Source organism: Oxalobacter formigenes (assembly GCF_002127965.1).
Taxonomy (GTDB): domain Bacteria; phylum Pseudomonadota; class Gammaproteobacteria; order Burkholderiales; family Burkholderiaceae_D; genus Oxalobacter; species Oxalobacter formigenes.
The window spans coordinates 2,361,325-2,373,442 of record NZ_CP018787.1 but is presented as its reverse complement, the minus strand read 5'-3'; the positions used below and the strand labels follow the sequence as shown (position 1 = coordinate 2,373,442).

General features: G+C 45.0%; 9 protein-coding genes, 3 tRNA genes, 2 rRNA genes and 1 pseudogene. 7 read left to right on the top strand and 8 right to left on the bottom strand.

What is annotated here, in order from left to right; all coding sequences use genetic code 11:
- Nucleotides 1–63 precede the first annotated feature (63 nt).
- From BRW83_RS11185 to rrf, 4 genes are all read left to right on the top strand, one after another.
- A tRNA-Ile gene (locus BRW83_RS11185) sits at nt 64–140 on the top strand.
- A 9-nt stretch (nt 141–149) separates the two neighbouring features.
- Nucleotides 150–225 (top strand) — tRNA-Ala (locus BRW83_RS11180).
- Between the two features lie 267 nt (nt 226–492).
- A 23S ribosomal RNA gene (locus BRW83_RS11175) occupies nt 493–3,369 on the top strand.
- Between the two features lie 110 nt (nt 3,370–3,479).
- Nucleotides 3,480–3,592: ribosomal RNA gene (gene rrf, locus BRW83_RS11170) — 5S ribosomal RNA — on the top strand.
- An 18-nt stretch (nt 3,593–3,610) separates the two neighbouring features.
- On the opposite strand, the gene BRW83_RS11825 is transcribed toward rrf, so the two are convergent.
- From BRW83_RS11825 to BRW83_RS11160, 4 genes and pseudogenes are all read right to left on the bottom strand, one after another.
- Nucleotides 3,611–3,856, bottom strand: coding sequence for a hypothetical protein (locus BRW83_RS11825; protein WP_145814905.1), 246 nt, complete (start codon nt 3,854–3,856; stop codon nt 3,611–3,613).
- 242 nt (nt 3,857–4,098) lie between these two features.
- Nucleotides 4,099–4,353, bottom strand: a pseudogene (locus BRW83_RS11165) (DUF2971 domain-containing protein); the annotation flags it as partial.
- A 357-nt stretch (nt 4,354–4,710) separates the two neighbouring features.
- Complete coding sequence (locus BRW83_RS11820; protein WP_155811795.1) at nt 4,711–4,851, bottom strand: hypothetical protein; 141 nt, start codon at nt 4,849–4,851, stop codon at nt 4,711–4,713.
- A gap of 106 nt (nt 4,852–4,957) precedes the next feature.
- Nucleotides 4,958–5,034: transfer RNA gene (locus tag BRW83_RS11160), tRNA-Arg, on the bottom strand.
- 179 nt (nt 5,035–5,213) lie between these two features.
- On the opposite strand from BRW83_RS11160, the gene BRW83_RS11155 reads away from it, so the two are divergent.
- Nucleotides 5,214–7,070, top strand: coding sequence for a tetratricopeptide repeat protein (locus tag BRW83_RS11155; RefSeq protein ID WP_231284444.1), 1,857 nt, complete (start codon nt 5,214–5,216; stop codon nt 7,068–7,070).
- A 54-nt stretch (nt 7,071–7,124) separates the two neighbouring features.
- On the top strand, nt 7,125–7,613 hold the full coding sequence (locus BRW83_RS11150) for a dihydrofolate reductase (protein WP_036602434.1): 489 nt from the start codon (nt 7,125–7,127) through the stop codon (nt 7,611–7,613).
- A 29-nt stretch (nt 7,614–7,642) separates the two neighbouring features.
- Here BRW83_RS11150 and BRW83_RS11145 read toward each other — a convergent pair whose 3' ends face one another.
- The 4 genes from BRW83_RS11145 to BRW83_RS11120 form a co-directional block, all read right to left on the bottom strand.
- The gene (locus BRW83_RS11145; protein WP_005879307.1) at nt 7,643–7,954 is read right to left on the bottom strand and encodes a BON domain-containing protein; all 312 of its coding nucleotides are present in this window, start codon (nt 7,952–7,954) and stop codon (nt 7,643–7,645) included.
- A 24-nt stretch (nt 7,955–7,978) separates the two neighbouring features.
- Entirely contained in the window at nt 7,979–8,386 is a 408-nt protein-coding gene (locus BRW83_RS11140; protein ID WP_005879309.1) for a PRC-barrel domain-containing protein, read from the bottom strand.
- A 766-nt stretch (nt 8,387–9,152) separates the two neighbouring features.
- Complete coding sequence (locus BRW83_RS11125; protein ID WP_005879312.1) at nt 9,153–9,554, bottom strand: ElaB/YgaM/YqjD family protein; 402 nt, start codon at nt 9,552–9,554, stop codon at nt 9,153–9,155.
- A gap of 48 nt (nt 9,555–9,602) precedes the next feature.
- Nucleotides 9,603–10,202, bottom strand: coding sequence for a DUF4142 domain-containing protein (locus tag BRW83_RS11120; protein ID WP_005879314.1), 600 nt, complete (start codon nt 10,200–10,202; stop codon nt 9,603–9,605).
- A gap of 185 nt (nt 10,203–10,387) precedes the next feature.
- On the opposite strand from BRW83_RS11120, the gene BRW83_RS11115 reads away from it, so the two are divergent.
- Nucleotides 10,388–12,013, top strand: a complete 1,626-nt coding sequence (locus tag BRW83_RS11115; RefSeq protein ID WP_005879316.1) for an AAA family ATPase — start codon at nt 10,388–10,390, stop codon at nt 12,011–12,013.
- Nucleotides 12,014–12,118 lie beyond the last annotated feature (105 nt).

Here is a 12,118-nt window from a genome sequence, read left to right as displayed (position 1 = left end):
GTTACTTTAAAAGAACAGGAACTGGTCGGTACAGGCGAGAAATGCTGGGATACTGATCCAAAAGGGTCTGTAGCTCAGTTGGTTAGAGCACCGTGTTGATAACGCGGGGGTCGTTGGTTCGAGACCAACCAGACCCACCATCCGAAATAGGGGGTTTAGCTCAGCTGGGAGAGCACCTGCTTTGCAAGCAGGGGGTCGTCGGTTCGATCCCGTCAACCTCCACCACAAAGGCCAAATCAAAACACTTTGAATAGATAAAGTGATTTGATTTGGGCTTTAAGAGTTCGAAGAAGTAAAAGTTCTTTAACAATCTGGAAAAAAGTAAGAAGTAAAGCCAATAATCTGAAGATGAAGCCGAAGATTATTGGATTGGGTAGTGATTGTAATCAGAAGTAAAAGAAGTAATCTCAAGAAGTTTGATTGCTTTGGATACGGCAACGTAAACTCAAAAAACTGTATAACGGGTTCTCGAAAGAGAAATCAAAGTTATAGAGACAAGCGACAAAGTGCACAGGGTGGATGCCTTGGCGATTACAGGCGATGAAGGACGTAGAAGCTTGCGATAAGCTGCGGGGAGTTGGCAAACAAACATTGATCCGCAGATTTCCGAATGGGGAAACCCGACCTTAGGGTCATCAATAACTGAATCCATAGGTTATTGAAGCGAACGTAGCGAACTGAAACATCTAAGTAGCTACAGGAAAAGAAATCAACCGAGATTCCCAAAGTAGTGGCGAGCGAAATGGGAAGAGCCTGCAAGAAATAGTGAAATGAGATAGTGGAACATTCTGGAAAGGATGGCAACAGAGGGTGATAGCCCCGTACACGAAATCCATTTTACAGTACTAAGCTTGCGACAAGTAGGGCGGGACACGTGAAATCCTGTCTGAAGATGGGGGGACCATCCTCCAAGGCTAAATACTCGTAATCGACCGATAGTGAACCAGTACCGTGAGGGAAAGGCGAAAAGAACCCCGGGAGGGGAGTGAAATAGATCCTGAAACCGTGTGCATACAAACAGTAGGAGCCTGTATTAATACGGGTGACTGCGTACCTTTTGTATAATGGGTCAGCGACTTACATTCAGTGGCGAGGTTAACCGAATAGGGGAGCCGAAGAGAAATCGAGTCCGAACAGGGCGAGAGTCGCTGGGTGTAGACCCGAAACCAAGTGATCTACTCATGGCCAGGATGAAGGTGCGGTAACACGCACTGGAGGTCCGAACCCACTAACGTTGAAAAGTTAGGGGATGAGCTGTGGGTAGGGGTGAAAGGCTAAACAAACTTGGAGATAGCTGGTTCTCTCCGAAAACTATTTAGGTAGTGCCTCAAGTATCACCATTAGGGGTAGAGCACTGTTATGGCTAGGGGGTCATCGCGACTTACCAAACCATTGCAAACTCCGAATACTAATGAGTGCGAGCTTGGGAGACAGACATCGGGTGCTAACGTCCGGTGTCAAGAGGGAAACAACCCAGACCGCCAGCTAAGGTCCCAAAGATTGGCTAAGTGGAAAACGAAGTGGGAAGGCTAAAACAGTCAGGAGGTTGGCTTAGAAGCAGCCATCCTTTAAAGAAAGCGTAATAGCTCACTGATCGAGTCGTCCTGCGCGGAAGATGTAACGGGGCTAAGCCAGTCACCGAAGCTGCGGATATCCGTAAGGATATGGTAGGAGAGCGTTCTGTAAGCCTGAGAAGGTGTGTTGAGAAGCATGCTGGAGGTATCAGAAGTGCGAATGCTGACATGAGTAGCGATAATGGGGGTGAAAAGCCCCCACGCCGTAAGCCCAAGGTTTCCTGTTCAACGTTCATCGGAGCAGGGTGAGTCGGCCCCTAAGGCGAGGCAGAGATGCGTAGCTGATGGGAAGCAGGTTAATATTCCTGCACCGTCGTTAGATGCGATGGGGGGACGGATCGCGGAAAGTCGTCCGGGTGTTGGAAATCCCGGTTATTGATTCGAAGGAGGCTACTAGGCAAATCCGGTAGCGTAATCCAAGGAATTGAAACGAGTGGCCTTGTGCCGCGAAGCGATTGGAAGTGGTTCCAAGAAAAGCCTCTAAGCTTCAGTCTAACGAGACCGTACCGCAAACCGACACAGGTGGGCGAGATGAGTATTCTAAGGCGCTTGAGAGAACTCGGGAGAAGGAACTCGGCAAATTTGTACCGTAACTTCGGGATAAGGTACGCCCTTGTATCTTGACTGGCCTGCGCCAGAAGGGAGAAGGGGTTGCAAAAAAATGGTGGCTGCGACTGTTTAATAAAAACACAGCACTCTGCTAACACGAAAGTGGACGTATAGGGTGTGACGCCTGCCCGGTGCTGGAAGATTAAATGATGGGGTGAGAGCTCTTGATTGAAGTCCCAGTAAACGGCGGCCGTAACTATAACGGTCCTAAGGTAGCGAAATTCCTTGTCGGGTAAGTTCCGACCTGCACGAATGGCGTAACGATGGCCACACTGTCTCCTCCCGAGACTCAGCGAAGTTGAAATGGTTGTGATGATGCAATCTACCCGCGGCTAGACGGAAAGACCCCATGAACCTTTACTGTAGCTTTACATTGGACTTTGAACCAATCTGTGTAGGATAGGTGGGAGGCTTTGAAGCGTGAACGCTAGTTTGCGTGGAGCCGACCTTGAAATACCACCCTGGTTTGTTTGAGGTTCTAACCTTGGCCCGTTATCCGGGTTGGGGACAGTGTATGGTAGGCAGTTTGACTGGGGCGGTCTCCTCCAAAAGCGTAACGGAGGAGTTCGAAGGTACGCTAGGTACGGTCGGACATCGTGCTAATAGTGCAATGGCATAAGCGTGCTTAACTGCGAGACAGACAAGTCGAGCAGGTACGAAAGTAGGACATAGTGATCCGGTGGTTCTGTATGGAAGGGCCATCGCTCAACGGATAAAAGGTACTCTGGGGATAACAGGCTGATTCCTCCCAAGAGTTCATATCGACGGGGGAGTTTGGCACCTCGATGTCGGCTCATCACATCCTGGGGCTGTAGTCGGTCCCAAGGGTATGGCTGTTCGCCATTTAAAGTGGTACGTGAGCTGGGTTTAAAACGTCGTGAGACAGTTTGGTCCCTATCTGCCGTGGGCGTTGGAAGTTTGAGAGGGGCTGCTCCTAGTACGAGAGGACCGGAGTGGACGAACCTCTGGTGTACCGGTTGTCACGCCAGTGGCATCGCCGGGTAGCTAAGTTCGGGAAAGATAACCGCTGAAAGCATCTAAGCGGGAAACTTGCCTCAAGATAAGACTTCCCGGAGCCTTGAGCTCCCTGAAGAGTCGTTCGAGACCAGGACGTTGATAGGCTGGGTGTGGAAGCGCAGTAATGCGTTAAGCTAACCAGTACTAATTGCTCGTGAGGCTTGTCTCTATAACTTTGATGGTTATAGAAGATGTTGCCTGTAAACATGATCTATACTAAAATTCTTACCGATTTCCAGATTGGGTTGTTCGTTTTGAACGGACAACCGACAAGTTATGCCTGATGACCATAGCAAGTTGGAACCACCCCTTCCCATCCCGAACAGGACCGTGAAACGACATTGCGCCGATGATAGTGCTGCAACCAGTGTGAAAGTAGGTTATCGTCAGGCAATTATCCCAAAAAGCCCCTAACTAACCTTAGGGGCTTTTTTTATTCTTCCAAAAACAATTCCTTTGTATCCAGTTCCGCTTCCTCTGCCTGATTGTCCTACCTTTCCACTCTCTTGCTCCTCCTTTGTTCGTCTTTCGAATTTATCTTCCAAACGGTTACCCTCTAAACTCAACACCTGAAAACAGCTTCCATACAAAACTCTCTTTCTTTCTTCTCTTCTTTCTTCTCCGGCAAATGTGTGCTTTCTTCTGGCGTTTGTCAAAAACCATTTCGCCTGGCCCTCCTGGATCCCTCCTTTCTAACAATCTGAACCCTGTCTACAGATTGTGCTGATTCTTCTGGACTGTTATGAACGTGGAAAAACCGGCACCATTCCCATTTTTTTGGAAGATAAGTCCATTTTTGCCAGCTTGATGTTTCTTCTTTTGCGTATATCTTCAATTTTTCCGGCATGCTCTTCATTGAGTTTATTGCAAAGGTAAACGGTATCAGGGAATCCGATTTTTAGTGGAAGTCCATTTTTACAGACGGATTATCCCGAACGTATCGCCACTGCTTTTCATAGGTCCAGTCAATGGATTTTATAACCGGAACCATTAGAATACGATCAGGGTTGACACGTTTATTGCCAGAGAAATGTTGCTTGAGAATGTTTTTGGAGTTGATGTTTTCTTGTGTGTAAAGGACAGGAAATACATTTTCAGCAAATTCTGATGTCAGCGATGACAGTTTGTATTCCATGCAAAATCCGCGATGATTATTTGCATGGTGAACTCACATTGGAAGTGCGGCAGTCGTTCAGTAAAAGAAGAAATCTTCATTGCTTCACGATATCTTTGCAGATTCCTTGAATTTGTCTCCTTGAACTGCTTTTGTTGTTACAGAATGAGTTCTCGCATTGTTGATTTGTCGCGCATGAAATCACGGATGTGATTCCTTCTTTGGCTTCTGGATAAAGGGGGTAATGATTATTAATAAAAAGCTGAGTAGTATCTTTTCCACCCCAAACCAATAAGTCATCCAATATTTCTATAATATCCCGGATTAACAAGCTGTCGAATGGATCACTGAAAGCTATGGGATCGGATAAGCAAATCGTACTTTCATCAAGATTTTTTAAGGAACAGGCAGCAACAGAGCGATATTTGAATAAAGAATACGGCAGGTTTTTCTTTTTAACTGAAATGCCTTCTCTTTGTCTTTTTTACCAATATCGTGTGAATAGAAGCGTTCGTAAAATTGTTCAATCCAGTTCATTCAGGATGTCCTTGTGGGCTGATCAATCAGGGGTATTAAGGGAAGACAGGTGGAGGAGGCAGAAATGAAAAACGGACCAGTTATTTCTAACTGATCCGTTTGAATATGGCGCGGCTGGCAGGAATCGAACCCACGACCCCTTGGTTCGTAGCCAAGTACTCTATCCAGCTGAGCTACAGCCGCGAAGAAAAACATTATATATTATTTTCAGAAAATAAGCAGTATTTTCTTCCATTAGTTGTAGCAAAACACAAAAAATCGGTATTATCTGTATCATTAACCCGATGATGATCTGGATTCGGTAACCGAATTATTGAAACATGTAAAATCATAATGTCTACTATAGCTGAATAATGTCCAAAATGCCTAAAACCGTTATGCCGGGTAAGTTTACTGTTCGGATGCTTGCCGTTTTCTGTGCAGCATTGCTCTGTTCCACGCCTGCGTTATCAGCCGGGTCGTCCAACAAGAACGTAGCTGCACCAAAAGATGTGAAACAGAAGCTTGCGCCCGAGAAGAAAGAAAAGGAAGAGGCTAAAACGGATGATTTGCTTTCTGCCGACGAGCAAGCGGCAAATCTGAAATCTGACCTGTTGCCGAATATCCCGTTAAGCAATGATCTCCTGTATCAGATATTAAGCGCAGATATTGCGGAGCAGCGGGGTTTCGAAGTGTATGCATTCGATACCATGATGGATGCGGCAAAGGAAACAAAAGATCCGCGACTGGCAAGACGGGCGGCTGAAATCGCCGTCAAGGCAAGGAAAGCGGGGGACGCTCTTGATGCAACACGCTTATGGCACAAACTGGCTCCCCAATCGGTGGAAGCGGAACGTTTTTTTCTGGGTTTTCTTGTCGTCGAGAACAAACTGGGAGAAGTCAGGGATGTGTTCGCTTCCCGACTGGCCAAAGCTTCTCCTGCCGAACGTCCGGCGCTCTTTTATCAGTTCCAGCAGATTTTATCGGGAACACGCGATAAGGCGGCCGCTTTTTCTGTAATGGAAGATGTGCTGAAGCCGTATCTGGATATGCCTGCCGCTCACATCTCGCTGTCTGTTTCGGCATTTCTCAATAATGACTCGGTTCGCGCGAAAGAAGAAGCACAAAAGGCGCTGGCGTTGAAGCCGGATTCTGAAACGGCTGTTCTGGCATTGGCTCAGGCATCGTCGGATTCAAATGAGGCGATTGAAATTCTTTCCGGTTTTCTGGAAAAATATCCGAATGCCCGCGAGGTAAGGATTGCAGCGGCGCGTTTGATGATCAAGCAAAAACAATACGACAAGGCCAAAAAGGAATTTGAAAAAATCCGCTTGTCGCAGCCACAGGATTTGATGGTTCTCTATTCCCTCGGCCTGTTGTCAATTCAGCAAAATGATTATGCAGCAGCAGAAAAATATCTGAATGAATATCTGGTTTCGGCATCTAAACAGGATAAGGAAAACCGGGATACTGTACAGGTCTTGTTTTTATTGTCCCAGATAGCGGAAGAACAGCATCATTACGACCAGGCTCTCGACTGGCTGGCTAAAATCGATCAGGATGAGGAAGATGAAGTGTCTATGTCTGTCGAGATCAAAAAAGCCCAGCTTTATGCCAAAAAAGGGAATGTTCAGAGAGCACGCAAGATAATTTCAGAACTCGAAAGCGAAAATCCTTATGAAAAAGAGCGCCTTTTGTTGACGGAAGCGCAGATATTGCGTGACATCAAAAAACAGTCCGATGCTCTGGATGTTCTCAAAAACGGTATGGCGGAATTTCCAAAAAGTACCAATATCCTGTATGACTATGCCTTGACGGCAGAAAATCTGGGCAAGTATGGTGAGATGGAAATTGCCCTGAGAAAGATTATCGAGATCGATCCCCAGTACCAACAGGCTTACAATGCGCTGGGATATTCTCTGGCTGACCGGAATATAAGGCTTGATGAAGCGTATACCTTGATTGAAAAAGCGATGAAGCTGTCTCCGAATGATCCGTTCATTACTGACAGTTTCGGGTGGGTATTGTTCAGGCAGGGAAAAATCGATGAGGCCGAACAGCAATTACGACAGGCGTTTCAACTTCGGGCGGATCCGGAAATAGCCGTTCATCTGGGGGAAGTCTTGTGGGTAAAGGGTGATAAGGAAGGTGCTATGGATTTCTTCAGGCAGGCGAAAGCCAAGGATGCAAAGAACGAACTGTTGCACAGTACTCTTTCCCGGTTGAAAATCGGACTTTGAGTGTTCATGAAAGTTGAACGTAGTTGAGAATTGAAAATACGGGACAAAATATTGATGACGATATCGCATGTGGTGGCAATGGCAGAAAACAGGGTGATTGGCAAGGATGGTCAAATGCCCTGGCATATTCCGGGTGAACAGAAAATATTCAGGGAATTGACGGTAGGCAAGGCCTTGATTCTGGGCAGGAAAACCCATGAGTCGATCGGCAGGGTGTTGCCAGACAGGATAACGATTATCGTCAGCCGAAAAAAGGATTATGAAGTACCAGGTGCTCATGTTGTACACGATATCGATGAAGCAATCCGTCTGGCCAGAGAGTTTGGAAAGGAAGATATCGTCATTGGAGGCGGGGGCGAATTATTCAGTCAGACATTGCCGGTAACAGACAAGGTGTATTTGTCCATTGTCCATGCCGATTTCGATGGTGAAACGTTTTATCCGGAATTGCCAAAAGAAGAGTTTGTTGAAAAAGCGAGAAAAGAAATCGATGCCTCGATTCCTTATGCTTTCGTCGAATTTGAGCGAGTTAAGGGTAAATAAAAAAAGGCCAGTTTTGACTGGCCATTTTTTTATTTCAATTGCAGACTGTTTTTGACTTTTCGAACGCCATCAACCGTTCTTGCCGTTTTGACCGCTTCCGCAATCTGGGCTTTTGTCGATACGAAACCGCTTAACTGAACTTCACCGTTATAGGTTTCGACATTGATTTCAGCAGCGGAAAGATCCGGATCTCCGAAGAGCGCGGCTTTTACTTTTGTGGTGATCACGGCATCATCAATATATTCAGCGGCGCTTGAATGTTTTTCTGTCGAGGCACAACCTGCCAGTGAAATCATAAACAGCGCGACAAAAAATGCAAGGATGGTTTTTTTAAATCTCATGACATTTTTCCCCATTAATTTGAATTACATACCCATCAGGTAAGGTTCGACGCCGTAGAATGCATGAACTTCACGAATCCAGTTTTTATCAGCCATGTCTGGCCAGTCATTAGGGTCAATGTATGGCGCGGTATTGAATTTTTCTTCGTCGACATCCAGATATAACTGTCCTTTTACCCCGTCGTTTCTGAGAGCGCCGAATGGCACGGCAAACAGACGTTCTCCCATTCCCAGAAAACCGGCGAAGGACATCAGGGCGTATGCGACTTTCTGGTTTTTCATGTCGATCATAAGTTCCTGGATTTCACCCAGTTTCTTGCCGTTTTTTCCAATGACTTCTTCGCCGATCAGTGTCTTGGCACCCAGAAAGCAAATGCCTCCTTCAATATTGCACTTGTACATGCCGTAGACATCTTTCAATAAATAGCTCATCTCAACCTCCGGATTAATAATAAAGAAATTAGTAATTAAAAGTACCGGGTTTCAATTCTGTCCTGCTTGAGAATCGTCAACGGAAAACAAGATCGGAATTAGCTGAATGGATAAATCAGAATATCTTTTTAATTATATTAAAGAAGAGATGCCTGCTCTTTTTAACTGTTAAAAATGAAAGGGCCAAGACAGGAACTGCCGGGTAATTTATTAAAAACCGGAAGAGTATGCTTCTTGGAAAGAAACTGTTCATATAATCTTCATATCGTTTGTAAACAAGCTCATTCTTTATGAATTGCATTCTCCAGCCGATCCTTTTTACTTTCAGATTGTGAAGTAAAAGATTTTTTTCAGTTTCAAGTTGATTGAGATTGCTCATAACATATCTTTCATCAGGCTTAAATCATTTTTCAGCTCGGCCTTCATTTCGTAAAACATGGGTTTGTTTATACGGTTATGTGAATAAATAAAAGCACAAATGATCATGATTAGAATGAACATTGTAAAAACGAGCCATGCAACCAGAATACGATAAGGTGTATCCCAGAATGAAACGATGAGTGCAATTCCAAGAAATATAACGGATAAAAATACACTCAGTGAAAATATGATGATACAGATCAGTCTGTTGAAAAAGAGCTGCTTCTGGATTTCAATTTCAAGAAAAAATAACCGGGCATAATCACCGGATCTTTCCTGCATGAATTTGCCGAACTGTTTTATTCTTCTTAACGAATTGAACACAGAAGCGCTCCCTTGAAGTGACTTATTTGCGCGACAGCAATTTGCCGAGTACGAAACCGATGCCCAGTGCAATGCCCAGAGCCTGATAGGGTTTTTCCTTGACGTATTGTCCGGTTGATTCAAGGCTTTTTTCGGCATGGTCCATCGCGCAATGAGCTGCCTGGTTCGCTTTTTCCCTGGCGGACTCAATATTGGACGAAATCGTTTGTCTGGCGACGGAAATGCCAGTACTGGACAAGTCGACGACTTTTTCTTTCAGGTCTTTCAAATCTTCCTGAAAACGTTCTGATTCTGACTGAATATTCGCCTTGATATTGCTGGCGGCATTCACGAAATCTTCTTTCGAAACTTCAACCTGTTCTGAAACGGATTCCATACCGTCTTTAAGTTTTTTTTGAGAACGTGGATCGGGAGTGTTTAACATGATTAAATCCTTTTAATGAATTATCGGGTGATTGGATCATTAATTTATTTATTGAATATTCATCCGGATCTGCTGTGCTTCCTGCAAATGATTCATAATGTTTTGTCTCATTGCAAGAGTATAGTTTTTCAGTTCGGCATTTTGAACTCTCGGCAGGATATAATCATTAATGACATTCAGTGCCTTTTTATGGGAGTTAATGGTGTAATCCATATAGGTCTGATCGAACGTTATCCCATTGACCTTTTTCATGGAACGCATCGCCTTGCGGGCTTCTCCACGAATGGTACGGGCATCGGCACTGGAAATCTTGTTAATATTATTGCTTTTCGCAATCTGATCAAGTTTTGTCTGGGCATTTTTATGGTCATTGATCATTTTGTTTGCAAATTTCAAAACAGAATCGTTAATGGTTTTGTTTTTTGCAATTTGTGCAGTTTCAATCTGGGCTTTGTTGATTGAATAGAGCGTTGAAACAACCTCTGGCGCACTATTGTAATTTTGTGCATGAGCCATTGAAATAAAACCCAAAGAAATAGCTGCCAACAATAGCCACGATGTAATCTTTTTCATATATCCCTCTTTAAAAGTAAATATCAGGTCCGTCATTAGAGTGAGAAAATGAATCGGGAGTTCCAAAATTTTCATAGGGCAATTTTTGCCGGATATAAGCAAAACCGGATAACTTTTTCCTGGGGAGGAAGACCCAAAGAGAAAAAACGGAATTTTATTGGCCGGAACATGAAGTTTTGACCGGCAGACTTGCTAAAATTGGTTTAGTCTTATGGAATATTTTTTTCCTGTCATAAACTCTCGCGACCTGGAGTATTTGAATGAACTATGAAGCTTCTCGTGGTGTCTGCATAACTATTTCCGCTTCCATTGCCAAAGAGGCAAAAGAATTTTTTGCAGAAGCCGAATGGGCCCGAAATATACCTGCCTACCTCTTGTTGCGCGGGGATGATGAAATATCCATTTTTTATAATGAGCTCGATGAAGCCGCTCAGGATTGGGTACTCGAAAAATTGAAAGAGGCAGGTGATCGCTCCATGGCCGGGACGATTACCGGTTTGCGGGAAGCTTCAAGAGATCCGGCCAATATAGAGATTTCCGATCTGGTTGTGCTGGCTCAGGCTATGGGCGAATATATCAGACAGGATTCAATCGACGGCTGGCTTTACACGATTGGCGACAATGGAGAACATTTGCCCTGGCTCGTGACAGACATCGCATTTCAGGAAGCGTCCAATGCTCCGCCGTGTGTCGCTGTGTATATGACAGCGAACAGTATTCCCACCCGCAAAGACGATTTGATCAGACCGTCGTCCCGAATATCCTATTTCTTTGCCGAGGATGTCCAGTACAAGAGAATTGCGGATGTCCTTGCTACCAAAGGGTACATGAAAGAAAAACCGGAACTGAAAGAAGCCTATCTGAAGTCGATGGAAACTTTTGGCCAAATCATGCCTCAAATGAACAAGCAGTTCTGGGCAACTGGCAGCGGAATGGAAGTCGATCTGGAAGAACGGACCCATTTCCCGGAACGCGTTCTTTTCGATGTACCAAGTCGTGTCATTAATGATGAAGGTCTGATTCACCGGCGTTTTTTCACAAGGACGGATTCACCGTTCTGGCAAAGTTTTGGCCTGAACTATAACGAGATTCCGGTTCATCCGCAGGTTTTGTGTTTCAATCTTGAAACCCATACAAACATGTGGATTCATGTCGATAATCTGACTGAATATCAATATGACGCCAGTTTGCGTGAAAAACTGATCCTGCCGGAGGAACATCGTGATCTGATCGATATTCTGACGCAGGATATGGATGTACTGATGGACGATATCGTTGCCGGAAAATCCGGCGGCACGACGATACTGTGTAAAGGCGCACCCGGTCTGGGCAAGACCCTGACGGCTGAAGTGTATTCGGAAGTCGTTGGAAGGCCTCTGTACAGGGTGCATTCCGGACAGTTGGGGGTTGCATCCGAAAACGTAGAGAAAAATCTGGAAAAAGTATTGAAACGTGCCCAGCGTTGGGGGGCGGTCATGCTGATCGATGAGGCGGACGTCTATATCAGACGCCGTGGCAACGATATTGATCACAATGCCGTTGTGGCTTCATTTTTGCGCACACTGGAATATTTCCACGGATTGTTGTTTTTGACGACAAACCGGGTTGAAGACGTGGATGACGCAATTGCGTCACGATGTATTGCGACTATCCGTTACGTTATGCCGGGAACGAATGAAGCAAGACAGATATGGAATGTATTGTCGAAACAGTTCGAATTTTCCCTGGAAGACGAGCTCGTTGATGAACTCGTCAGTCATTTCAAAAATATTTCCGGACGGGACATTAAAGAGCTGTTGAAACTGACTGCAAAATGGTGCCGTCAGAAAAATGTCACACCATCACTGGATGTTTTCAAAACTTGCGCCCAGTTTAGAGGTTTGTAGCAATGATGTTGCGATTTTCTTGCGTAGAATCAAGATTACCCTGAGCTTGTTTTCTTATTCTGACCCTATTGTGTCACTAAGGCACAAATAATGTGTATCAATCTT

Excerpts from the sequence above, each read along its gene's own strand:
- BRW83_RS11820 (WP_155811795.1), bottom strand. The coding sequence starts at position 4,851 with ATGAACTGGATTGAACAATTTTACGAACGCTTCTATTCACACGATATT.
- BRW83_RS11155 (WP_231284444.1), top strand. The coding sequence starts at position 5,214 with ATGCCTAAAACCGTTATGCCGGGTAAGTTTACTGTTCGGATGCTTGCC.
- BRW83_RS11150 (WP_036602434.1), top strand. The coding sequence starts at position 7,125 with ATGACGATATCGCATGTGGTGGCAATGGCAGAAAACAGGGTGATTGGC.
- BRW83_RS11145 (WP_005879307.1), bottom strand. The coding sequence starts at position 7,954 with ATGAGATTTAAAAAAACCATCCTTGCATTTTTTGTCGCGCTGTTTATG.
- BRW83_RS11140 (WP_005879309.1), bottom strand. The coding sequence starts at position 8,386 with ATGAGCTATTTATTGAAAGATGTCTACGGCATGTACAAGTGCAATATT.
- BRW83_RS11125 (WP_005879312.1), bottom strand. The coding sequence starts at position 9,554 with ATGTTAAACACTCCCGATCCACGTTCTCAAAAAAAACTTAAAGACGGT.
- BRW83_RS11120 (WP_005879314.1), bottom strand. The coding sequence starts at position 10,202 with ATGAAAATTTTGGAACTCCCGATTCATTTTCTCACTCTAATGACGGAC.
- BRW83_RS11115 (WP_005879316.1), top strand. The coding sequence starts at position 10,388 with ATGAACTATGAAGCTTCTCGTGGTGTCTGCATAACTATTTCCGCTTCC.